Annotated in this window: 19 protein-coding genes; 13 read left to right on the forward strand and 6 right to left on the reverse strand. The window is 59.5% G+C overall.

Annotated elements, in window-relative coordinates:
* Positions 1-178 precede the first annotated feature (178 nt).
* The 7 genes from RGR602_RS30310 (at position 179) to cysG (ending at position 10,482) form a co-directional block, all read left to right on the forward strand.
* Positions 179-781: an ANTAR domain-containing response regulator gene (locus RGR602_RS30310; RefSeq protein WP_040115681.1), complete on the forward strand. Its 603-nt coding sequence runs from the start codon at positions 179-181 to the stop codon at positions 779-781.
* Positions 778-1,992: a CmpA/NrtA family ABC transporter substrate-binding protein gene (locus tag RGR602_RS30315; RefSeq protein ID WP_040115682.1), complete on the forward strand. Its 1,215-nt coding sequence runs from the start codon at positions 778-780 to the stop codon at positions 1,990-1,992. Before RGR602_RS30310 ends, RGR602_RS30315 begins: the two co-directional genes overlap by 4 nt.
* 314 nt (positions 1,993-2,306) lie before the next feature.
* Positions 2,307-3,578, forward strand: coding sequence for an MFS transporter (locus RGR602_RS30320; protein WP_040115683.1), 1,272 nt, complete (start codon positions 2,307-2,309; stop codon positions 3,576-3,578).
* A gap of 17 nt (positions 3,579-3,595) precedes the next feature.
* Positions 3,596-6,046, forward strand: coding sequence for a nitrite reductase large subunit NirB (nirB, locus tag RGR602_RS30325; protein WP_040115684.1), 2,451 nt, complete (start codon positions 3,596-3,598; stop codon positions 6,044-6,046).
* Between the two features lie 10 nt (positions 6,047-6,056).
* The gene (gene nirD, locus RGR602_RS30330; protein ID WP_022716194.1) at positions 6,057-6,386 is read left to right on the forward strand and encodes a nitrite reductase small subunit NirD; all 330 of its coding nucleotides are present in this window, start codon (positions 6,057-6,059) and stop codon (positions 6,384-6,386) included.
* The gene (locus tag RGR602_RS30335) at positions 6,387-9,044 is read left to right on the forward strand and encodes a nitrate reductase (RefSeq protein WP_040115685.1); all 2,658 of its coding nucleotides are present in this window, start codon (positions 6,387-6,389) and stop codon (positions 9,042-9,044) included.
* Positions 9,016-10,482 (forward strand): siroheme synthase CysG, encoded by a 1,467-nt coding sequence (gene cysG, locus RGR602_RS30340; protein WP_040115686.1) that lies wholly within the window; start codon positions 9,016-9,018, stop codon positions 10,480-10,482. The genes RGR602_RS30335 and cysG overlap by 29 nt, the downstream gene beginning before the upstream one ends.
* A 248-nt stretch (positions 10,483-10,730) precedes the next feature.
* Here the strand turns inward: cysG and RGR602_RS30345 are convergent, their stop codons facing one another.
* Positions 10,731-11,765: a LacI family DNA-binding transcriptional regulator gene (locus RGR602_RS30345; protein WP_040116613.1), complete on the reverse strand. Its 1,035-nt coding sequence runs from the start codon at positions 11,763-11,765 to the stop codon at positions 10,731-10,733.
* Between the two features lie 140 nt (positions 11,766-11,905).
* Between RGR602_RS30345 and RGR602_RS30350 the strand changes: the two genes are divergently transcribed.
* From RGR602_RS30350 to RGR602_RS30370, 5 genes are all read left to right on the forward strand, one after another.
* Entirely contained in the window at positions 11,906-14,227 is a 2,322-nt protein-coding gene (locus tag RGR602_RS30350; RefSeq protein ID WP_040115687.1) for an alpha-L-rhamnosidase, read from the forward strand.
* A gap of 43 nt (positions 14,228-14,270) precedes the next feature.
* Positions 14,271-15,551: an ABC transporter substrate-binding protein gene (locus RGR602_RS30355; protein ID WP_040115688.1), complete on the forward strand. Its 1,281-nt coding sequence runs from the start codon at positions 14,271-14,273 to the stop codon at positions 15,549-15,551.
* A gap of 64 nt (positions 15,552-15,615) precedes the next feature.
* Positions 15,616-16,494: a carbohydrate ABC transporter permease gene (locus RGR602_RS30360; protein ID WP_040115689.1), complete on the forward strand. Its 879-nt coding sequence runs from the start codon at positions 15,616-15,618 to the stop codon at positions 16,492-16,494.
* On the forward strand, positions 16,491-17,318 hold the full coding sequence (locus RGR602_RS30365; RefSeq protein WP_040115690.1) for a carbohydrate ABC transporter permease: 828 nt from the start codon (positions 16,491-16,493) through the stop codon (positions 17,316-17,318). Before RGR602_RS30360 ends, RGR602_RS30365 begins: the two co-directional genes overlap by 4 nt.
* A gap of 6 nt (positions 17,319-17,324) precedes the next feature.
* Positions 17,325-18,308: an ABC transporter ATP-binding protein gene (locus tag RGR602_RS30370; RefSeq protein WP_040115691.1), complete on the forward strand. Its 984-nt coding sequence runs from the start codon at positions 17,325-17,327 to the stop codon at positions 18,306-18,308.
* 19 nt (positions 18,309-18,327) lie between these two features.
* Here RGR602_RS30370 and RGR602_RS30375 read toward each other — a convergent pair whose 3' ends face one another.
* Genes RGR602_RS30375 through RGR602_RS30395 form a run of 5 tightly spaced genes read right to left on the reverse strand, consistent with a single transcriptional unit; the run spans position 18,328 to position 23,436 of the window.
* Complete coding sequence (locus RGR602_RS30375) at positions 18,328-19,065, reverse strand: ABC transporter ATP-binding protein (protein WP_040115692.1); 738 nt, start codon at positions 19,063-19,065, stop codon at positions 18,328-18,330.
* Positions 19,062-19,907, reverse strand: coding sequence for an ABC transporter ATP-binding protein (locus RGR602_RS30380; RefSeq protein WP_040115693.1), 846 nt, complete (start codon positions 19,905-19,907; stop codon positions 19,062-19,064). The genes RGR602_RS30375 and RGR602_RS30380 overlap by 4 nt, the downstream gene beginning before the upstream one ends.
* Positions 19,894-20,796 (reverse strand): ABC transporter permease, encoded by a 903-nt coding sequence (locus RGR602_RS30385; RefSeq protein WP_040115694.1) that lies wholly within the window; start codon positions 20,794-20,796, stop codon positions 19,894-19,896. Before RGR602_RS30385 ends, RGR602_RS30380 begins: the two co-directional genes overlap by 14 nt.
* Positions 20,793-21,821 carry an ABC transporter permease gene (locus RGR602_RS30390; protein ID WP_040115695.1) on the reverse strand — a complete coding sequence of 343 codons (1,029 nt, stop codon included), beginning with the start codon at positions 21,819-21,821 and terminating at the stop codon, positions 20,793-20,795. Before RGR602_RS30390 ends, RGR602_RS30385 begins: the two co-directional genes overlap by 4 nt.
* Before the next feature lie 19 nt (positions 21,822-21,840).
* Positions 21,841-23,436, reverse strand: coding sequence for an ABC transporter substrate-binding protein (locus RGR602_RS30395; protein WP_040115696.1), 1,596 nt, complete (start codon positions 23,434-23,436; stop codon positions 21,841-21,843).
* Positions 23,437-23,575: 139 nt separating this feature from the next.
* On the opposite strand from RGR602_RS30395, the gene RGR602_RS30400 reads away from it, so the two are divergent.
* On the forward strand, positions 23,576-24,277 hold the full coding sequence (locus RGR602_RS30400; RefSeq protein ID WP_040116614.1) for a FadR/GntR family transcriptional regulator: 702 nt from the start codon (positions 23,576-23,578) through the stop codon (positions 24,275-24,277).
* Positions 24,278-24,342: the final 65 nt, after the last annotated feature.

Genomic DNA, 24,342 nt, shown 5'->3' on the forward strand with positions numbered 1-24,342 from the left:
CCGCGTTCGACCATTCGCCAGGGACGGACTCGGTTCGCGGGGGGAAGCGTGGAGATCAGGCAGCCAAGATACTGCTTGATTTTGTGGCTGTATTCGCGCATCTGCGGCGGCGTGTCCGTTGGCTCCTGCACCATCGGCGCGCCTCCGAATGAAAGCCGGTAACCCGTGGCGCGGTCTCATGAAAGTTAACAGTCTGAATGTTCTGGTCATTGATGAGAACCGCATTCGTGCGTCCATCATCGAGGACGGTTTGCGAGAGGCCGGTTATGACAGGGTCACGATCATCGATGACATGAATGGTCTTGCAAGGCGCATCACCGAGATCAATCCCGATGTCATCGTCATCGATCTCGAAAACCCCAATCGCGACATGCTGGAGAGCATTTTCCAGATATCGCGTGCGGTGAAGAGGCCCATCGCCATGTTCGTGGACAAGTCCGATGAAGCCTCGATCGAGGCAGCGGTCGAGGCAGGGGTTTCCGCATATATCGTTGATGGCCTGAAGCAGGAACGCGTCCGACCCATCCTCAAGATGGCGATCAGTCGTTTCAATGCGTTTGCGCGCTTGAGCCGAGAACTGGAAGAAACACGCGGCGAGTTGGAAAAACGCAAACTGATCGATCGCGCCAAGGGGTTGCTGATGCGCACCCGCGGGTTGTCGGAAGAGGAAGCCTACGCGCTATTGCGGCGCACAGCTATGAACCAGAACAGGAAAGTCGTCGAGATCGCTCAAAGCCTCGTCACCGCGGCAAACCTGCTTGATCCTGGAGCGGACGCATGAGGAACCGGCATGACATCACCGCGGGCTTCGTGCCGCTTCTCGACAGCGCGCTGCTCGTCGTCGCCAAAGAGAAGGGCTTTGCTGAAGCCCAGGAAGTGGCCCTCACGCTCGTGCGGGAGCGATCCTGGGCAACGATCAGGGACAGGCTAGCGGTCGGCCATTTCGAAGTCGCTCATATTCTTGCCCCCATGCCGATCGCCTGCAATTTTGGTCTCATGGCGCCCGCGCCGCGCATGATCGTGCCCATGGCGCTTGGGCTTGGCGGGAATGCCGTCACCGTTTCGGGCGCCTTGTGGCGGGAAATGGCCGACGATGGCGCAGCCGATGCGCTTGACGCGCGCTCAAGCGGTGCGGCGCTAAAAAAAGTGATTTCGCAGCGGGCAGGCGACAGGCTTCGTTTCGGTATCGTACACCCCTATTCCGGACATAACTACGAACTGCGCTACTGGCTTTCTGGAAGCGGCATCGATCCGGACCGCGAGATCGAGATCGTGACCCTTCCGCCGCAGGATATGGGTGACGCGCTGAGGTCCGGTCTGATTGACGGCTATTGCGCTGGAGAACCGTGGAATACCTTCGGCGTCCTCAAACGCGGCGCGCACCTTGCAACCGTCAAGGCAGCGATCTGGAAATCCAGTCCCGAAAAGGTGCTGGGCGTGAACAGTCGCTGGGGCGATAGCCATCCTGACGCACTCGTGGCCCTCCTGCGAGCGCTTTACAATGCCTCACTGTGGTGCGCCGACCCCGCCAATCATGAAGAGCTTGCCCTATTGCTTTCCGGTCCGGCCTATATCAACAGTCCGGCAGAGTGGCTGCGTCCATCCGTCACCGGCGTGCTTAAAGTTGGCCGCACCGCAACGCAGACGGTCAGCGACTTCTTTGTCCCGCACGCCAAGGCGGCGACGTTTCCATGGAAGAGCCACGCCCTTTGGTTCTACACGCAGATGGTCCGCTGGGGCCACGTCGATCACACCGCGGCCCACCAGAACGTGGCCGGCAACACCTACCGGCCGGATATCTACCGAAATGCTCTAAAGGCGCTCGGCGTGGCCATGCCGGCTGCAAGCTCGAAGGTTGAGGGTGCCTTGCGCGTGGAAACGCCAGTTGGCTCCAGCGGCACGATGACGCTCGGGCCGGATGGCTTTTTCGACGGCAATCTCTTTGATCCCGATTGCGTCGATGCCTATATTGCTGCTCAAAAGCAAGCATAGCATGACGCCTATTTTCTATGCATTGCATAATTTTTGACCGACGACACCGGCGGTCTCACCCTAGTCATCCTGACCAATAAGGCTGACTTGCCAAGAGAAAAGACGAAATTCGCCTGAATTTCGAATTGGCACGCCCCTTGCATAGATAATCACGAGGCCGAGAGGTCGCATATTTCGGCGTCCAAAGACGGGCGCCTCAGGCAAAGCCGCTGATCAGGATATGCCGCGCATTCGTGTGCGCGACCTGGCCAGCGGCTTTTTGTTTTAACTCTCAACGATGGATTGGCACGACATTGTCGGGCCCTGGAGAAGCCATGCCTTTTTCTGAGAAACCCCAGTTAATGTCTGCTGGCGAGCCAGCCAGAGCATTGTGGATTTCGACGGTCGCCTTCACCGTTTGCTTCGCCGTCTGGACGATCTTTGCGATTATAGGCGTTCGTATCAAACAGGAGCTCGGCCTCAACGAGGCAGAATTCGGATTGCTGGTGGGCACCCCTGTGTTGACCGGCTCGCTCGTCCGGATCGTGCTTGGCATATGGACGAGCCGCTACGGCGGTCGTCTGGTCTACACGCTCACCATGGTGGCAGCGGCCATGGCGACTTTCCTGCTCTCCTACGCAACAAGCTACACAGAAATGCTGATCGCAGGACTGGGGATCGGCCTTGCCGGTGGTTCCTTCGCAGTTGGTGTCGCATATGTCTCGCCGTTCTTTCCGCCAGAAAAGCAGGGAACCGCGCTCGGGATATTCGGCGCCGGCAATGTCGGAGCCGCGGTTACCAAGTTCGCGGCGCCCTTCGTGCTCATCGCCTGGGGATGGCAGGCGGTTGCTGAAATCTGGGCTCTCGTTCTTGTGGCGATGGCAATCGTCTTCTGGTTTTCGACCACCGACGACCCGGCCTTTCGCGACCGCCGCTGTCGCGGCGCCGCCTCAAAGAGCTTCCTCGAAGAATTCGCTCCGCTCAAGAACATCCAGGTCTGGCGTTTCTCGCTTTATTATTTTTTCGCCTTCGGCGGCTTTGTCGCCCTGTCTTTGTGGTTGCCGCGCTATCTGGTTGGCGTCTACGGATTCAATCTGGAAATCGCCGGCATGGTTGCTGCGGCCTATTCCGTGCCAGGCAGCATCTTTAGAGCATTCGGCGGCGTTCTATCCGACAAGAAGGGCGCAAGAAGCGTCATGTACGCGATGCTGGCCGTTTCCGCCGCCGCCACCCTCATCCTGTCTCTACCGGCTGCATCTCCATCGGGATCCGGGCCTGCGCTTGGTATTACGCCAGCAATCTTCATCATCGTCATCTTCGTGCTCGGTTTCTTCATGAGCCTCGGCAAAGCAGCCGTCTACAAGCACATTCCGGCCTACTATCCAGAAAGCGTCGGCGCAGTCGGCGGCGTCGTCGGGATGATGGGCGGCCTTGGCGGTTTCATCCTTCCGATCGCTTTCGGCCTGCTCAAGGACGTCACCGGCCTTTGGTCCAGCTGCTTCCTGCTGCTCTTTGCGATCGTCGTGACGTCGCTCATCTGGATGCACCTGTCCGTAAAGCACCTGTCACGCCAGGGGCACGCCGTGCCTGCAGTGGCGGCAACCTAATCTAAGGACTTGTAACTATGACAGAAAAACTCGTTATCATCGGCAACGGCATGGCGCCCGGGCGCATGCTCGAGCACCTGTTCGAAAAGGCCCCCGGCCAATACGAGGTCACAATCTTCAACGCCGAGCCGCGCGTCAATTATGACCGCATCATGCTCTCGCCTGTTCTTTCCGGAGAAAAGGACTATGAGCAGATCATCATTCACGGCGACGGCTGGTACATCAAGCACGGCATCACGCTCTACAAGGGCCACAAGATCGTAGCGATCGATCGGCACGCCAAGACCGTAACCTCCGACCACGGCGTCACCGAAAGCTACGACAAGCTGGTGATCGCCACCGGCTCCGTGCCCTTCATCATTCCGGTTCCCGGCAAGGATCTACCTGGCGTCATCACCTACCGCGACCTCGACGACGTGCAGGCAATGCTGCTTGCTGCCCAGTCACGCGAAAAGGCGATCGTCATCGGCGGCGGCCTGCTCGGTCTTGAGGCGGCAGCCGGCCTTGCCCAGCGTGGCATGGACGTGACCGTGCTGCATGTCATGCCGACGCTGATGGAGCGTCAGCTCGATCCTGCGGCCGGCTATCTGCTGCAAAGGGCAGTCGAGGAGCGCGGCATCAAGGTCATCACCAAGGCCAATACCAAGGCAATCATCGGTGATGGCAAGGTCGAGGGCATTGAGCTCGACGACGGACGGATCATTCCGGCAACGCTCGTCGTCATGGCCGTCGGCATCCGTCCGAATGTCGGCCTGGCGAAAGAGGCTGGCATCGCGGTCAATCGCGGCATCGTCGTCGATAACGGCATGCAGACCTCCGACGGCAGCATCATGGCGCTCGGCGAATGCGCAGAAGTCGGTGGGCAGGTCTACGGCCTCGTCGCTCCGCTCTACGAAATGGCCCGCGTTGCCGCCGCCCACCTGTGCGGCGACACCTCGGCCGCCTTCGTTCACTCCGATACCCCGACCAAGCTCAAGGTCACCGGCATCGAGCTCTACTCGCTTGGCGATTTCGCCGACGGCGACGACCGCGAGGAGATCGTCCTTCGCGACGCTTCGGCTGGTGTCTACAAGCGCCTGGTGCTGAAGGATAACAAGATCATCGGAACTGTGCTCTACGGCGAAACCGCAGACGGCGCCTGGTTCAACGATCTCAAGAAGAAGCAGACTGATATCTCCGAGATGCGCGAGACGCTGATCTTCGGACAGGCCTACCAGGGAGGGTCCCCGCTGGACCCTATGGCGGCCGTTGCAGCCTTGCCGGATGACGCGGAAATCTGTGGCTGCAACGGCGTATGTAAGGGCAAAATCACCTCGACGATCACGGCCAAGGGGCTGGCCTCGCTGGACGACGTGCGCGCCCACACAAAGGCGTCGGCGTCCTGCGGCTCCTGTACCGGCCTCGTTGAGCAATTGATGGCGCTGACGCTCGGCGATAGCTATAACCCTACCGCCGTGCAGCCGATGTGCACCTGCACCGAACTTGGCCATGACGACGTCCGGCGCCTGATCAAGGCCAAGGGGCTGAAGAGCATTCCTGCCATCATGCAGGAGCTGGAGTGGAAGACATCCTGCGGTTGCGCCAAGTGCCGTCCAGCGCTCAACTACTACCTCGTTTGCGACTGGCCGGACGAATATGCCGACGATTATCAGTCGCGCTTCATCAACGAGCGCGTCCACGCCAACATCCAGAAGGACGGCACCTATTCGGTGGTGCCGCGCATGTGGGGGGGTGTCACCAGCTCCAAGGAGCTGCGGGCCATCGCCGACGTGGTCGATAAGTTCGAAATCCCGATGGTGAAGGTCACCGGCGGCCAGCGCATCGACCTGCTCGGCGTCGAGAAAGAGGACCTTCCGGCCGTCTGGGCCGATCTCGGCAAGGCAGGCTTCGTCTCCGGTCAGGCCTATGCCAAGGGCCTGCGCACGGTAAAGACCTGTGTCGGCTCCGACTGGTGCCGCTTCGGCACGCAAGATTCAACCGGGCTCGGCATCCGCATTGAAAAGTTCATGTGGGGCTCTTGGACGCCGGCAAAGCTCAAGATGGCAGTCTCCGGATGTCCGCGCAACTGCGCGGAGGCGACCTGCAAGGATGTCGGCGTCATCTGCGTGGATTCCGGCTACGAAATTCATTTCGCCGGTGCGGCAGGTCTCGACATCAAGGGCACCGAGATCCTCGGTCTCGTCAAGACCGAGGACGAAGCGTTGGAGCATATCGTTGCACTGACGCAGATGTACCGCGAGCAGGCACGTTATCTCGAGCGCATTTACAAGTGGGCCAAGCGCATCGGCCTCGACGAGATCCGTCGCCAGATCATGGGCGATGCCGAAAAGCGCAAGGCCTATTTCGACCGCTTCGTGTTCAGTCAGAAATTCGCCCAGGTCGATCCCTGGTCGGAGCGTGTTTCCGGCAAGGATAAGCATGAGTTCAAGCCGATGGCGACCATCGGCTATCCGCAGGCTGCAGAGTAAGGAGATCAACATGAACTGGATTGCGATCGGTGATATCTCCGAGATCCCGCTGCGCGGTGCGCGCTGCGTGAAGACGCCGCAGGGCAAGATCGCCGTCTTCCGGACGGCTGAAAACGAAGTCTTCGCCATAGAAGATCACTGCCCCCACAAGGGCGGCCCCCTCAGCCAGGGAATCGTGCATGCCAAGGCGGTCACCTGCCCCCTGCACAACTGGGTCATCTCGCTCGAAACCGGCAAGGCGCTTGGCGCCGATGAGGGCGCGGTGCGGACCATTCCGGTCCGCAACCAGGACGGCGCCCTCTTCATTGCCCTCGAAAGCTTGATGATGGCGGCGGAATAGATGGCAGAAGAGATCAAGACGACCTGTCCCTACTGCGGCGTCGGCTGCGGGGTGATCGCCAAGATCGCAGATGACGGCAATGTGTCCGTCATGGGCGACCCGGACCATCCGGCCAATTTCGGGCGGCTGTGCTCGAAGGGTTCGGCGCTCGCCGAAACGATCGATCTCGACGGACGCCTATTGCATCCGGAGATCGCGGGACGGCGGGCCGGATGGGATGAGGCTCTTGATCTCGTGGCGCAGCGCTTTTTGGATGCCATTGCCGAGCACGGGCCTGACTCCGTCGCTTTTTATGTCTCCGGCCAGCTGCTGACCGAGGACTATTACGTCGCCAACAAGCTGATGAAGGGTTTCATCGGCTCGGCCAACATTGACACCAACTCGCGCCTTTGCATGTCATCTTCCGTCGCCGGCCACCGCCGCGCCTTCGGCGCCGATACGGTACCCGGGACCTATGAGGATCTCGAACTGGCCGATCTGGTCATCCTTACCGGGTCCAACCTTGCCTGGTGCCATCCGGTCATCTATCAGCGGCTGGCGGCCGCCAAGGCGGCGCGTCCCGGCATGAAGGTCGTCGTCATCGATCCGCGCCGGACGATGACTGCCGACATCGCAGATCTGCACCTAGCGATCCGGCCAGACAGCGATGTCGCTCTTTTCCTCGGCCTCTTCGAGCACCTGATCGCAAACAATGCCATCGACCAGAATTATGTCGCCGAACACACGAACGGCTTTGCCGAGGCTTTTGCATCCGCCTCTGGGGTCTCCTTCAACGAGGTACTGGAACTGACCGGCTTACCGGCAATGCAGCTTCGCGAGTTCTATCGCCTCTTCGCGGCGACCGAGAAGGCCGTCACCTGCTACAGCCAGGGCGTCAACCAATCCTCGTCCGGGACTGACAAGGTCAACGCCATCATCAATTGTCACCTCGCCACCGGACGCATCGGCAAGCCGGGCATGGGTCCCTTCTCGCTCACGGGCCAGCCGAACGCGATGGGCGGCCGTGAGGTTGGCGGCTTGGCAAACATGCTTGCCGCCCACATGGCGATTGAGAGCGCACAAGACCGCGATCGCGTGCAACGCTTCTGGCAGTCACCGGCGATTGCCGAAAGGCCGGGTCTGAAGGCCGTCGACATGTTCAAGGCAGTCGGCGACGGCCGCATCAAGGCGCTCTGGATCATGGCGACGAACCCGGTGGTCTCGCTGCCGGATGCCGATGCCGTTAAGGCCGCGATCAGGGCCTGCCCTTTCGTCGTCGTCTCGGATATCCTCAAGACGACCGACACCGCCCCCCATGCCCACCTATTGCTGCCTTCCCTTGGCTGGGGAGAAAAGAGCGGTACAGTCACCAATTCCGAACGCCGCATTTCGCGCCAGCGTTCCTTCATCGACGCCCCCGGCGATGCGCGCGCGGATTGGTGGCAATTGGCCGAGGTCGCACGCCGCATGGGTTTTGCCGACGCGTTCGCCTTTGCCTCTCCGTCAGACATTTTCAATGAGCACGCAGCGCTTTCCGCCTTCGAAAACCGTGGCAACCGCGATTTCGACATCGGCGCCTATGCCCGCATCGACAAGGCTGCCTACGACGCGATGACACCCTTTCAGTGGCCACAGCCCGTCGGCGACGATAGGACTGTGACCCGTTTCTTTGCGAAGGGCAGCTTTTTTCATCCCGATCGCAAGGCACGCTTCGTGCCGGTTGAGCCGCCCGCATCCGACCGCACCAGCGCCGACTATCCCTTCACGCTTAACACGGGACGTATCCGCGATCAGTGGCACACGATGACACGCACTGGCAAAAGTGCGCGCCTTTCCGCCCATATCGCCGAACCCTTTGCTGAACTACACCCCCGAGATGCGATGGAAATCGGTGTCGGTAATGCCGGTCTGGTCGAAATTGAAAGTCCGCAGGGAAAGGCCGTCGTGCGCGCGCTGATCACCGAACGCCAGGCCCGCGGCAGCATTTTCGTACCCATGCACTGGAACGATCAATTTGCCGCCAAGGCTCGCATCGACGCAGTGGTTGCCCCGCTCACCGATCCATTCTCCGGCCAGCCTGCCTCCAAGAACGTCGCAGTCGCCGCCCGGCCATTGAAGGCAGCCCGCTACGGCTTTGCAGTCTCGGCGAGCAAACCGCAAAGCCTTGCCGCCGCCTATTGGGCCCTGGCGAAAGCAGATGGCGGCTGGCGACTGGAACTCGCCTTCGACCACGCGGTCGAAGACTGGTGCGGCTGGTGCCGCAGCACTTTTGGTATTCCTGCTGAGATCGAGCCGCTCGGCTACGCGGATCGGCAATCTGGCGATCTGCGGCTCGCCTTCTTCAACGGCACGCGCCTGCTTGCTGCGCTGTTCCTGGCCCGCGAACCGGTCGCCGTCGCTCGCAGCTGGGCGATCTCACAGCTTGCCGCCGACCATGGCGACTTGCGCAAGCGCTTTGCTCTTGTCGCCGGCCGACCGGGCGCCGACAAGCCGGACCCAGGTGCGACGGTCTGTTCCTGCTTCGCCGTCGGCGTCAATCAGATCGTAGCGGCGGTCCGCGGCGGCTGCCGCAGCGTCGAGGCAGTCGGTAAAGAGCTCAACGCCGGCACCAACTGCGGCTCGTGCCGCGCCGAAATCAAGGGGATCATCGATGGATGTCTTGCAGCAGCCGCGGAATGACAATCCCGCCCGCATGGAGCCGCTTGCAAAGCTGCCCGTCTTCTGGGCGCTTGAAGGCAAGCGGTGCGTAGTGGCCGGCGGCTCCGACGCCTGCGCCTGGAAGGCGGAACTTCTTGCCGCCTGCGGCGCTCATGTCGAAATCTACGCCGAAACGCTGAGCGGCAGCTTCAAGGCGCTTCTCGCCCGCAATCTCGAGCACGCTGCGGCCAGACTGATCCATCATCCGGGGCACTGGCAAATGGACGATCTTGCCGGCGCTGCCATTGCAATTGCCGACTGCAACGACGAGATTGAAGCCAGGCGCTTCTTCGATGCGGCATGCGCGAGGGGCGTTCCGGTCAATGTCATCGACAAGCCGGATTTCTGCCAGTTCCAGTTCGGATCGATCGTCAACCGCTCCCCCGTCGTTGTCGCAATCTCGACGGATGGCGCAGCACCCATTCTTGCCCAGACCATCCGCCGCAAGATCGAGACCTTGCTCCCGCGCACGCTGAAATCCTGGGCTGGACTTGCCCAGTCGATACGCGGCAGGGTCAACGGCCTCCTTGAAACCGCTTCCGCGCGGCGACTTTTCTGGGAAAAATTCGCCGACATGGCCTTCGACAGCTCTGCTGTCAACCAGACCGAGGCGCAGCTTTTACTTGCTGCTCGAGGCTTGAAATCCACAACAAGCACAACCGGACGCGTCACGCTCGTCGGCGCAGGCCCTGGCGATGCCGAGCTTCTGACGCTGAAGGCGGTTCGCGCGCTGCAGGCCGCCGACGTTATCCTTTTCGATGATCTCGTTTCCGCCGAAGTGCTGGAACTCGCGCGCCGCGAGGCCAAGCGCATGCTGGTCGGCAAACGCGGCGGCCGCACCAGCTGCCGCCAGGAAGACATCAACGCGATGATGGTAAAACTCGCAAAGGCGGGCAAGCGCGTCGTCCGCCTCAAGGCCGGCGATCCCATGATCTTCGGCCGCGCCGGCGAAGAGATCGCTCATCTTGATTGCGAGAACATTCCGGTCGACGTCATTCCCGGCATCACGGCAGCAAGCGCTATGGCCTCACGCCTCGGCATCTCCCTCACCCATCGCGAGCATGCCCAGTCTGTACGCTTCATCACTGGCCATTCCCGCCATGGCGGATTGCCGATGGATGTCGATTGGACCACCGCTGCCGATCCGCATACGACCACCGTCTTTTATATGGGCGGGAGAACCGCGCCGCTCATTGCCGACCGGCTGATCGCCGAAGGCCTGTCGCCCGAAACGCCAGCCGTCATCATGAGCGATGTGAGCCGCACGACGCAGCGACAGTGGCACGGGAACCTTGCAGGCCTTGCCGAAGGCATCAGCGAGATCGGCACCGAAAACCCCGTCCTGATCGCAGTCGGTGACGTTTTGGCCGCCCGGCAACACGCCGTGCACACAGCGCCTTTGTCCGCCGCTGCGTCCTGATAGGTGATTTTCAATTACCGCGACCGCAAAGATCTGTTCTTACGCATAAAGGAGAGCGAGATTCCGCGTTGGGTTTCCTTCGAAATAATCTCGCAAAATGGTTTATAAATAAGCGGTTCGGCAGACTTCTGAAACAAATGGTTCAAGGTGAAGTCGCAACTGCTGCAGGATCGTCATTGACCCATTTGGTTGCAAATTTTCTCGGCGACTTTGCTCATAACGGCAAGGAGCATCAGCGTTGCCCAGAACTAAATTAAGCTCTTCCTGTTGACCAACGAGGGCATCAGCAGAAGATGCTCTGGATCGCTGCGACCCTCGATCCTGGACAAAAGGGTTCGCGTCGCTGCTTCACCGAGCTCCCTGCCCGACTGGTCGATGCTTGCCAGATTGACCAGGCTGAGAGCTGCGGTCGTCGAATTGTCATAGCCCACGACCGCCAGGTCTTCGGGTATCCGCACGCCCATTTCCGCGGCTGCGCTCAAAAGCGTAATCGCATCAAGATCGCTCCAGCAGAAGACGCCACGAGGCCGATCACTTCGCGCCAGGAACACCCGCATTGCCTCCTCGCGCTTAGGGGAATGGACAGGAATGTGGCTGATCGGTGCTGAGGAGCCCAGTCCGGCACGCAGCATGGCGCGCCGATATCCGATTTCACGCTGGCGCACGACGGAGACCTTGTGACCTTCGCGGGCTCCCAGGCTGAGCATTTCGATGTCGCGATAACCACACTTCAGCAATGCCTCTACCGCTATCTCTGCCCCTCGCTGGTCATCGGTGTTGACCGTGTCGAAGGTCTTTGCTTTCGGATCATGATAACCGACCGCCACGATCGGAACTTGTGCCGCAAATTCTGCAATGATCTCGGTAGGAAGGCGCGGAGCGACGAGGATGAGCCCATCCATCTTATAGTCGATCATAGATTCGATGAGAGAGGTCTCCAGTTGCATGCGGCCCTCGCCGACGCCGATCATTGCCTGGTAGTGCGACGGCGCCAGAACGCCGTTCACGCCGTCGATGACTTCGGGCAGGAAGGGATTGCGTATATCGACAAGGAGCAGCCCGATCGTGAACGTACGACCGCGCAGGCCGCGTGCGGTCCTTGACGGTCGATAACCCAGTTCTTCAATCGACCCGGTCACCTTGGCGCGAAGGTTCTCGCTCACACCATATGCATTTCGCATGACCTTCGAAACCGCCGCGACAGATACGCCTGCATGCGCAGCAACCGTCCGTATCGTCACACGATCGCGCTTTGCAGGCTTCGACTTCTCTTTGATTGGCATGAAATCCTCAGATTCGATCTGCAGGCCCTTAAGGCTCACCAAATCACCATGGCAGACCGGTTGCAAAATATCTATTGCACTTCTGAAAAAAATGTAGAACGTTATACGAAGAACGTTCTACAAAAGATGTGGGGGATCTGATGAATTTTCAGCCGATGGCGGCCAGCGACAATCTCGTTTCACGAGACTGGACCAGCGATATGATCGCGCCGCTGTCGGATCGCGGCCAGGGAACGGCCGCAAGTTTTGTCGCCAAGACGTTCAACTGCGATTGCGTAGAGACGCCGGCCGAACTCTTCATTTCAGCACTCGGCCTTTATCGCTGCTTCATCAATGGCAAACGGGTCGGCAATGACCTCCTGACACCCGGCTGGACCAGCTACGATCATCGCCTGGCCTTTCAGCACTATGACGTCTCGGACCTCGTCAAGCCTGGCCAGAATCGCATCGAGATCTGGCTTGCGGACGGATGGTACCGGTCTCCGCTCATGTGGGGTCAAAAGGCCATTCCCAATTGCTGGGGCGACCAAACGGCGGCCATTGCAGACCTGGTCGGGCCGAATGGCGTCATTGTCTCAACCGATACCACGTGGCAGAGCGGGCTGCTGCCGATCCGCAAATCCGGCATCTATTTCGGCGAGATCTATGATGCGCGCGAAGAAAAGCTTGCCGACACTCACGGCACCGTGAGGCTGCCATTCGACAAGGCATTGCTCGTCGCGCACGAAACGGCGCCGGTTCGTGAATTGCCGCCGATCGCTCCGATTGATAGTTGGACCGACGCGGAAGGGCGAACGATCTACGACTTCGGCCAGAACATCGGCGGCTATGTGCGCTATACGGTCCGCGGGCCAGCAGGCGCCGAAATTCGCGTGGAACATTCGGAAGTCCTGGGGCCTGGCCGTCACTTCGACAACCGCAACTATCGCACCGCACAAGCCCACACGATCTATACGCTTTGCGGAGACGGCGAACAGACCTACGCGCCACACTTCAGCTTTCAAGGCTTCCGCTATGCCAGAGTGACGGCTACGGGCGACGCACGTATCTTGGCGATCTCGTCGGTTCCGATCTCCTCCGTGCCCAATCTGACTGGCGGCTTCCAGTCGGGCAACGCGCTCGTCAACCGGCTTGTCCAGAACACGATCTGGTCACAGCGCGCCAATTTCATCGAGGTCCCGACCGATTGCCCCCAGCGCGACGAGCGCCTCGGCTGGACAGGCGACGCTCAGGTGTTTGCTGCAACAGCCTGCTGGCTGACGGACAGCCAGGCCTTCTTCCGGAAATATCTGCGCGATGTGATGGCCGATCAACGTGAGGATGGTGCCATTTCCCACTTTTCGCCCGACCCGACACGCCTGCATCCGAAGAACTTCCCGGGATTTGCCGGTTCGACCGGCTGGGGCGACGCCATCGTCGTGATCCCCTGGGTTCTTTACACGCATTACGACGATCGGGCAGTTCTTTGCGAATGCCTGAATGCGATGGTGCGCTGGGTCGACTTCGTCTGGTCGATATCGGACGGCCCGATCGTGCGCCCGCCGTCCCGCTGGGGCGACCGCGGCTTCACATTCGGAGACTGGCTGCAACCGATCGGCGACAACCGGAAGCCGCGCCCGACAGTTGCCGACGATTGCGCTGCAACACTCTACCACTTCATCTCCACCGACTTGCTGGCGAAGATCGCAGCGATCCTCGGCAACCAGGCTCTGGAGGCGCGCATGAAGCGCCGTGCTGCCGAAATTCGACAGGCGTTTGCGCACGAATTCATCGCACCATCCGGACGCATGGCACATAACGACCAGACGTCTTACGCGCTGGCCTTCCTATACGACCTGATCCCAGCTGCGCACCATGAGGCTGCCAAGCAGCACTTCAGACAGGTGATCATCGATGCGGACTACAAGATCGGCACGGGTTTCATAGGCACCCCCGCCCTGCTGCCAGCTTTGACGAAGCTCGGAATGGACGACCTTGCCGAAAAGGTGTTCCTGCAGGAGGAGGTTCCGGGCTGGCTCTATCAGGTGTCCAAGGGCGCAACCACGATCTGGGAGCGCTGGGATTCAATGGCGCCGGACGGCACTATCTACGAGCCTGACATGAACAGCTACAATCACTATGCCTATGGCGCCGTGTGCCAATGGCTGTTTGAGAGCGTCGCGGGCATCTCGCCAAGCCGAAGCGCACCTGGTTTTTCCGAGGTCATCGTCGATCCGGCGCCGATTGCCGCGCTCTCGCCCGTCACCGCCTATCATGACGTGCGTCAAGGTCGAATTGAAGCTCAATGGGAGTGCCGCGGCAACAGGGTCACCTATAACGTGACGCTTCCAGAAGGCTGCGTCGGTCGATTCCGGCCCGGACGACGGCATCAGAACCCGCTGCTTAACGGCGAGCCTGTCATGGGGGAGGCCGTCCTTCGAGCAGGAACACATGAGCTGATCTTTTCTCTTCCCCATCTTTGAGGAGCATACCTGCCACCGTCAAACCGTTCAGAGGAGGAACGTCATGGCAAACCGCATCAAAGTCATTCTTGCCGGTGCGTCGGCACTCGTAGCGCTGGTTGCCGCAGGGCCGTCAGAGGCAGAAACGACCCTTTCGTTCCTGATCGATAACAGCCCCGATACCGTCGCAGCCGCCGAGGCGCTGGTTGCAGCTTACGAGAAGATCGCACCGGATGTGACGATCGAAATCGAGCAGCGGCCGGGTGGTGGCGAGGGCGACAACATCGTCAAGACGCGGCTGGCAACAAGCGAAATGTCGGATGTATTCCTGTACAATTCCGGCTCGCTGATGCAGGCGCTGAAACCTGGACAGACGCTGGCCGACCTCAGTGATCTTTCGTCGCAGGCAAAAGTAGACGAGAGCTTCAAGGCCGTGGTCCGCGCTGACGGCAAGCTATACGGCGTTCCCTTCGGAACGGCGATGGCTGGCGGGATCCTCTACAACAGAAAAATCTATCAGGACCTCGGCCTGCCCGTCCCGAAGAGATGGGCCGAGTTCATGGCCAACAACGAAAAGGTGAAGGCGGCCGGCAAGGTCGCTGTTGCCCAGACCTATCGCGACACCTGGACCTCCCAGCTCTTCGTTCTGGCGGACTATTACAACCTGCATCAATCCGCGCCGAACTTCGCAACCGACTATACGGCCAACAAGGCGAAATACGCGACGACGCCTGCGGCCATGAAGGGTTTCGAACGCCTGAAGGAGGTTCATGACGCCGGCTTGGTGAACGAGGATTTCGGTGCGGCAAGCTATGACGACGGCCTCAGGATGGTGGCGACAGGCGAGGCCGCACATTATCCGATGCTCACCTTTGCCGTCGGTGCTTTGAAGCAGAACTATCCGGAAAATCTTGAGGGTGTCGGCTTTTTCGCCCAGCCGGGGGACGATCCGGCCAAGAACGGCCTGACGGTCTGGATGCCGCCTGCCCTTTATGTCCCGCTCGCCAGCCAGAACGCGGATGAAGCCCGGAAATTTGTGGATTTCGCCGGAAGCGTCGAAGGCTGCGAGATCATGGTTGAGACCAACACGGCCCAAGGTCCGTCCCTGGTCGACGGATGCGCGCTGCCGGCTGACGTCCCGCCCGCGGTGAAGGACATGCTCCCCTATTTCGAAGCGAAGGCGACTACGCCGGCTCTGGAATTCGTGTCGCCGATCAAGGGACCGGCTCTTGAACAGATCACCGTCGAGGTCGGGTCCGGCATCCGCCAGCCAGCCGAGGCGGCCGCGCTTTATGACGATGACGTGCGCAAGCAGGCAAAGCAGCTCGGTCTACCCAACTGGTAGTGGCCCTTCGGGAAAGCTGACCTCGCCGTTTACGGGCGAGGCCCACCCGATCGAAGAGGTAACCATGACCGAAACACGCCTCCGCTCACGCAAATCGCCCTATCCCTTGTGGTTTTTTCTTCCTGCCGCAGCCGTCTACGGCGTGCTGTTTGTCGTCCCTACAGTGTCTTCTCTCTGGTTCAGCCTCACACGTTGGGATCTTTCGAGCGCCGAGTTCATCGGATTGGAGAACTTCCGACAGTTCTTTTCCGAGCCGTTTCTGGTCAAGGGCCTCGTCAACACGCTGATCTATGCCTTGACGACATCCGGACTGAAGACGATATGCGGGCTCCTGCTCGCCGTGCTGCTGACCGGTAATATTTTCGCTCGAGGCTTCCTGCGCACGCTCGTTTTCTTTCCAGTTCTGGTATCGACGATCGGCATCGGCATTACCTTTACCGTGATGATGCACCCGACAAAGGGCATCATCAATGCCATGCTTGAAACGCTCGCCATTCCCGGACCAGGCTGGCTGACCAATCCGGCGCTTGCTCTTTTTTCCGTGGCGCTCGTCGATCTCTGGAAGGGCGTGGGTCTTGCCACCTTGATTTTTATCGCCGGCCTAGCAGCAATCAGCCCTGATTACTACGAGGCTGCCAGAATTGACGGTGCCACACGTTTCCAGCAGTTCTGGCGCATCACTCTGCCTCTTGTGCGTCCGGCGACGATCACCGTCATCACGCTGTCGTTGATCGGCGGCCTCCGGTCGTTCGATCTCATTTGGGCGATGACGCGCGGTGGGCCGGGCTTTTCCTCGGATGTGATCGCATCGGTCATCTACAAGCAGTATCAGGCGGGATTCTACGGTTTGTCGACTGCGGGTAATGTTATCCTGTTTGCGCTGATCGCCATCATCATTCTACCGCTTACCGTGTGGCTTAACCGGCGCGAGGTCGAACAATGAGACGGATGCGGCCCTTTACGAGCGGCGCGATCGCGCTTGCCGTGGCTACGGTCATCTTCGTGCTGCCCTTCGTGTTCATTGCCCTCCAGGCGGTCAAGTCGAAATCCGAGGCATCCCGGCTCGACTTCACGCTCCCCCAACAGTGGCTGTTCTGGGACAATCTTGCAGCAGTATTCCAGGCGCGCGACTATCAGCTCGTGCTGGCATATTTCAATTCGACGCTGATCACCGTCGTCTCGGTCACCATACTGATACTGCTTTCGGCGATGGTCGGATATGTCATGCAGCGCCGCAAAACCCGCTGGAATGCCGTTGCCTCGGGTGCGCTCTTCATGGGCCTGATGATGCCACCGGCTGTCGTTCCGACGATCGGACTGCTACAGGAAATCGGCCTCTTCAAGACCATAACCGGGATGATCCTGATCCAGGTCGCCTATAATCTCTCGTTCTCGATTCTGCTCTACCGAGCGTTCATTTCGACCATTCCCCGCGATCTCGATGAGGCGGCACTGATCGACGGGGCAAAGCCTTGGCAGATATTCTTCCGGGTGATCCTGCCTCTGCTCAAGCCGGTGACGGTGACCAACATTGTCGTGCAGTCGATCGCGATCTTCAATGATTTCACGAACCCGCTTTATTACCTGCCAGGTAAAGAGAACGTCACCGTGCAGCTGACGCTCTATAATTTCCAGAGCATGTACACGAGCCAGTACAACCTGCTCTTCATGAACATACTGCTCGTTACGGTCCCTCCCCTCATCGTTTTCATCTTCTTCAACAGGCAGATCGTGGCAGGCATGACTGCCGGCGCAGTGAAAGGTTAGTGTAAAATGGCTGAGCTCACCCTCACCCGGATTTGCAAGAGCTTTGGCGCCCTTGATGTCATCAAGGGCATCGATCTGGAGGTGCGTTCCGGTGAATTCGTCGTATTTGTCGGGCCGTCTGGATGTGGAAAATCCACCTTGCTGCGGATCATTGCCGGGCTGGAGGATTCCACGTCCGGCATGCTGACGATAGGCGGCAAGGATGTCACGGCCGCCGAACCATCAAAGCGCGGTATTGCCATGGTGTTCCAAAGCTATGCGCTTTATCCACATATGACGGTTGCGGAAAATATCGGCTTCGGGCTTTCGCTTGCCCGCCGCCCGAAGTCCGAGATCGAGGCCAAGGTCCGTGCAGCAGCCGAGACCTTGCAGCTCACCCATTTGCTCGACCGCAAGCCGAAGGCGCTTTCCGGCGGGCAAAGGCAGCGCGTTGCCATCGGTCGCGCGATCGTTCGTGACCCGAAAGTCTTCCTGTTCGACGAGCCGCTCTCGAACCTCGACGCATCTCTGCGAGCCCAAATGCGGCTTGAGATTGCAGAACTCCATACCCGCCTGAAGACAACCATGATCTACGTTACCCACGACCAGGTCGAGGCGATGACGATGGCCGACAAGATCGTCGTCCTGAACGGTGGCAGGGTCGAGCAGGTGGGCAGCCCGATGGAACTCTACCGCAAGCCGGCGACGCCCTTCGTCGCGGGCTTTATCGGCAGCCCGAAGATGAACCTTTATACGGGCGAGGTTGCACAGCGCTTCGGGTGCCAGACCTACGGGATCCGACCCGAGCATATTCGCCTTTCCCAAGCCAAAGGCACCTGGCAAGGCAGGGTTAGACATATCGAGCGCCTAGGCGCCGATGCCATCCTCTATCTGGATGTTCCGCAAGTCGGCGAAATGGTGGTGCGCGCCGAAGGAGAGACCGCCTTTGCAACAGGTGCCACCGTTTGGGCAAGTCCGGTGGAAGGCGCGGCGCACAGATTCGGCGCATAGCCGGCTCGTCGGGCCGCAATCAGAGAAAACTTGCCTCGAAAAGTTCGCGTGAGTAATCGGCATGGGTGACGCCTGATTCCAGATCGGCTTTCGTCAGCTCGTCGACGAAAGCACCGTCTTTCATGATAAGCACCCTGTCGCACATGTGCGCGATCACTGCGAGATCGTGGCTCACGAGCACATAGGTCAGCCCATGCTCGTCGCGCTTGTCTGCAAGAAGATTGAGGATCTCGGCCTGAACGGAGACATCGAGCGCCGAGGTTGGCTCATCGAGCAGCAGGATCGGCGGCGACAGGATAAGAGCCCGCGCAATGGCAACGCGCTGACGCTGGCCTCCCGACAGTTCATGGGGAAACCGATTGGCAAAGCTTTCGGGCAGTCCTACCTGCCGCAGCGCCTTTTGGACGGCAGACCAGCCATCACCGTGTCCCATCGAGCGGAGAGGCTCGGCCAGGGCCGTTCCGATGCGATGACGCGGATGAAGCGAACCATAGGGATCCTGAAACACCATTTGCGCGCACTTCAGCTCATTTCGCGACCGGATCTTTCCGATTGCCTTGCCGTCGAGTTCTATAGAACCCGTCCATCCTTGCTCGATACCGGCTAGAGACCGCAGGACCGTTGATTTGCCGCAGCCGGATTCTCCGACGATGCCCAGCGTTTGGCCCCTGCCGACCTCAAAGCCTACCCCTTTTACGACGTGGTTACGCGTTTTGCCCGCACCATAGACAACATCGAGATTGCTGATCCTGATCATTGCGCCGCCTCTGCTTCCAATGCCTTCCTGTCCAGTACTTTCAATCTGCGGACCGGATGACGGGGGTCGGGAAGCGCCGCAATCAGGCCACGCGTATAGGGATGCCGGGCGTCATCGAGGCTCGTGAGCGTCTCAACGACACGACCTGCATACATGACCAGGATCCGCTCGCAGAAAGCTGCGACCATGCGGATATCGTGGCTGATGAGGATGAGGCCGGAATCATTTTCCCGCACCAGTTCGTCGAGCAGAACGAGGACGTCCTTCCTGACACTGACATCGAGTGCCGACGTGGGCTCGTCGGCAATGACCAGCTTCGGCTTGGCAAGCAGCATCATCGCAATCATCACGCGCTGACCCATGCCGCCGGATATCTGATGCGGGTAAAGTGCCATGACGCGGTCTGCATCACTGATCCTGACGCGATGGAGCATGCTTCTTGCACTCTCCATCGCTTGAGCGCGACCAAGGCCAAGATGAATCCTTGCCGCCTCCGCCACCTGTCTGCCGATGGTCAGCACCGGATTAAGCGAATAGCGTGGATCTTGCATGATAAGCGCCATCTCCTTGCCGCGCAGTGCACCCATCTGCCGTTCGGTCTTTTCAAGCAGCGGACTGCCGGCAAGATCGAAACGCTCCGCCGAGATCTCGGCGCTCGGCGAAAGAAGGCGCATGATCGCCCGTCCAGTTGTCGATTTTCCGGAACCGGATTCGCCCACAATCCCTAGCCTTTCCCGCCCCAGGTCGAAGCTGACTTCGCTGACGGCCGGTATTGAACTGCGCCCAAAGCGCACGTTCAAATTCCGGACGGAAAGGATGGTTGAGGTTTCACGATCTTGCATGGCGCGGATCCAGGATATCGCGCAGCGTATCGCCGGCGATGTTGAAGGCGAGGCTCGTGAGCAAGATGGCAATGCCCGGCATGACGGCAACCCACCAGTAATCGAGCATGAACTTGCGTCCGCTTGATATCATCGCGCCCCATTCGGGCGCCGGCGGCTGCGCGCCAAGCCCGAGGAAGCCGAGCGATGCCGCCGTCAGGATGATGCCGGCCATATTGAGCGTCAGGCGCACGATCACCGAGGGGACGCACATGGGTGCGATGTAGAGAAGCAGTATTCTCAAGGAAGACGCTCCGTAAAGGCGGGCTGCGGCGACGTAATCGGCGTTGCGGACGACCAAGGCCTCGGCTCGGGCCAGCCGGGCAATCGGCGGCCAGGCCGTTAAGGAGATCGCGATGATCGCCGTGTTCAATCCCGCTCCAAGCGCGGCGGCAAACGCAAGGGCAAGGATCAGCGAGGGAAAGGACAGGACGATATCGGTTGCACGCATCAAGATTGCATCTGTCCGGCCGCCGAAAAAGCCGGATACGATGCCGATGAGCAAACCCACAGGGCCGACGATTATGGATATCGAGAGAACCGTCTGAATGGTGATCCTTGTCCCATAGACGAGGCGACTGAAGATATCGCGTCCAAACTCATCGGTCCCTGCAAGATGTGCAAGGCTGGGCGGCTGCAGTGCATCACTCAGCATTTGGACATTTGGATCATAAGGCGCAAGCGCCGGCGCAATGATTGCAACGATGCAAAGCACGGCGAGAATGAGGAAGCCGGAAAGACCGAGCGGCTCGTCGGCAAGCTGGCGTCCGGCGCGAGCGAGCGAGGCGGCGATGCGGGCCGGGATTGGCGGCCGCCTGATCTCGCTTTGAGAGTGGAGCGCGTCGGTCATTGGGTGGCCTCCCGGGTGCGCGGATCAAGAAGTGCATAGGCAATGTCTGCTACAAAATTGAGGAACATGAAGATGAAGCCAACGATGATTGTAGCGGCCAGGATGGCGTTCATATCGCCGATCATCAACGCATTCGTCATGTATTGACCGATCCCCGGCCATGAGAAGACGATCTCGGTCACGACGGCGCCTTCAAGAAGATTTCCATAGGAAATCGCAAGGACGGTGATCAACTGCACGGCAATGTTCGGCAGAACATGACCGATCACCGTATTCGCCGGTCCGACCCCTTTGGCTCGCGCTGCAATGACATAGTCCTGATTGAGCTGCTCAAGTGTAAAGCTGCGAGTCATGCGGGTGATGTATGCCATCGCCGCGTAAGCAAGGATGATGGCTGGCAGAATGATATGCGAGAGCGCATTCCAGAAAATTTCGGGCTCGCCTTCAAGCAGGCTGTCCACCAGCATCAGACCGGTCCTTGGGGTTACGATACCCTCGTAATAGACATCGACCCTGCCCGGACCGCCGACCCAGTTAAGCCCGGCATAGAAAATCACAAGCCCAACGATACCGAACCAGAAGACCGGTATCGAATGACCGACGAGGGCCACGACCCGCGCCGTCTTGTCGATCCAGCTGTCGCGGAAAAGTGCTGCCGCAAGTCCGAGCGGCACACCTATGAATGTCGATATGATGACCGCCAGGGTGGCAAGCTCAAACGTTGCCGGAAATGCCTGCGCCAGATCCTTCGAAACGGGATTGCCCGTCAGGATTGCCGTTCCGAAATCACCCTGCAGCAAGCCCGTCAGATAAATGAAGAACTGCTGATAAAGGGGCAAATCAAGCCCAAGGCGCGCGCGCATCGCCGCGTAGGCGGCAGGGTCGGCAAGCTCGCCGACCACTGCGCCGACGGGATCGGCGGGCATGACGCGGCCGATCACGAAGGTGACGCAAAGCAGTATGAACAGACTGACGATGAGTTGAAGGACGCGCCTTCCAAGCTCACTCGTGGACAATTCCTTCATGATCGGCTGCCTGCGTCGGTTATTCGGTTTCTGCCTTGGTCACGGCTTCGAGTCGGGTCGTCATGTTCGGGTGGCCGACATAGTCTTTAACGCGCGCATTAAGAACGATCGGCTCATAACGCTCGAAGAGCGGCAGCACCGCCGGTTTGAGGTCGACGAACATCTTTTGCATTTCGACATAAAGCTCGCCGCGTTTCTTGGCATCCGGCTCCAGCGAAGCCTTTGCGGTCAGCTTCGTCAGTTCCGGGATATCCCAGGCCGAGCGCCAGACGAAGTTGCCGGCGTTGTTTGCCTCCTTCGAATTGTCCGGATTGCTGGAGAACTGCTCCATCGAGCCAAGGACGTTCGGCATGTAGGCGCCTGTCTGCGGGATCAAGAGGTCGAAATCGCGGGCACGGTGGGCCGCGATGATCTCCGATCCATTACCCTGCTGGATATTGACCTTGATGCCGATCTGCGCAAGCGAGGCCTGGATAGCTGTTGCAAGATCGATACGCGGCGTCTGCGCGATCGTCTTCAAGGATAGCGAAAAGCCATCCTTGAACCCGGCCTCCGCCAGCAGCGACTTGGCCTTTTCAACATCGAGATGCCAGTCGGGGCTCGAAATGGCATATTCGTAATTCTCCGGCACCGGCACCGTCCGCACCCTGCCGTAAGGCCCCATGATGGTCTTTTCGATGCCGGCATAATCGATGCCGTAGGCAATCGCCTCGCGGACCTTTGGATGAGATAGATATTGGTTTCCGGCATTCATGGACAGCACATAGAACCCCCCGGTCGGCACGCGCTGAATTTGGAATCCCTGCTTATCTTGAAACGTCGCAAGGTCAGATGCGCTCAATGCGCTTGCAATGTCGATGTCGCCGCGCTCCAGCATCAGGCGCTCGACCTGGCTTTCGGGAACATGCCGGATAACGACGCGCCGCATCTTCGGTTCGCCTCCGACATAATCCTTGTTGACGTCCAGGATGACGATTTCGTTGGGTGTCCAGCGATTGAGCGTGAAGGGCCCCGAACCGGCAGAGTTCGTGCGCAGCCACGCGTTTCCATAGTCGTTATCCTTGACGTGCTTTTCAACCTCGACGCTGTCCACAACGCTGGTGGTCACCATGGCGAGACGATAGAGAAGCAATTCCGGGGTAACCTCGCCCGAAAGATCAATGCGCACTGTCCGCTCATCGGGTGCCGTCACCAGCTTTTCAACATTGTCGGCATTGTAGCCGACCCGCTTCAGGTTGGCCGCAGCCGCCTGGTTCATCTTGAGGAGACGCGTCAGCGAAAAAACAACATCCTTGGATGTCACCGGATTACCGGAGGCAAACGCCGCCTCCCTGAGCTTGAACGTGATCCCTTTGTCATCGATCGCCCAGCTCTCTGCCAGTTGCGGCGCGATCTTCCCCCCCGGCGTCGCCAGGACCAGACGGTCATAGAGATTGCACATGATTTCATTGGCCTTGCCTTCCGTCGCCTGCTGCGGATCAAGCGACAACACCTGGGCAAGCGACGTGCCGATGACGAGTTGGTCCTTCGGCGTTTCGGCTACGGCGGCAGAAGCAGTCAGCGCCAGCAAGCTGATGGCGGCTCCAACGAATAGCCCCTTACGAAAATGCTTCATTTCAATTCCTCCCTGGTCTACTATAGAAGACATATTATGTCATCGGTATGTCGTATTATGATTTACAGAACTTCCCGCGGGTTGGCAAGAGCCGCCCATGGGCATTTGCGACAGGCGCTGCGAGGGTTGGGATTTGAGAATGCGACGGAGCCGAGAAAGACTTGCACAGCAGTTGATCGATCAGATGCGGGCCCAGATCGAATCAGGAAAGCTCAAAGAGGGCGACCAGTTGCCCACCGAGCCGCAACTGGAGGCGACTTTCGGCGTAAGCCGGACCGTTGTTCGCGAAGCCATCGCGGATCTTCGCTCAGCCGGCTATGTCCGGCCGATCCAGGGAAAGGGAGTGTTCGTCAGCAATCCATCCGCACAAAAGGCGTTTTCGTTGACGCCGGTAGAAATCAAGAGCATCCCGGAAACTCTTGAATTGCTTGAATTTCGCATGGCCGCAGAGGGAGAAGCGGCAGCCATTGCGGCCTATCGAAGAACAGCTGAACAAGAGGCTGCGATCCGCGCAGCCAACCGCAAGATGGCGCAGATGATCGAAGATGGCGCCCCCACGGTCGAAGCAGATTACGAGTTTCACATGGCGATCGCAGCGGCGACGAATAACCGATTCTATGTCGACGTTTTGCGGCATTTCGGGCCTCGCGCCATCCCCAGAGGGCAGTTCCCGACGCTGCCCGAAGCCCATGATCGCGCCTACCTCGACAAGGTCCACGCAGAACACATCGAGATCCTGGAGGCCATTGCGGATCAGGAGCCCGAGCGTGCCCGGCAGGCCATGCGCGCGCATTTGCTTGCCAGCCAGCGGCGCTACCGGATGCTGGCCGAACAGCAATAAGATACTCGACACCTCTCAAAATTCATATTATGTCATATGACATTATTGAATTAGAGAGGATTTCA

Source organism: Rhizobium gallicum bv. gallicum R602sp (assembly GCF_000816845.1).
Taxonomy (GTDB): domain Bacteria; phylum Pseudomonadota; class Alphaproteobacteria; order Rhizobiales; family Rhizobiaceae; genus Rhizobium; species Rhizobium gallicum.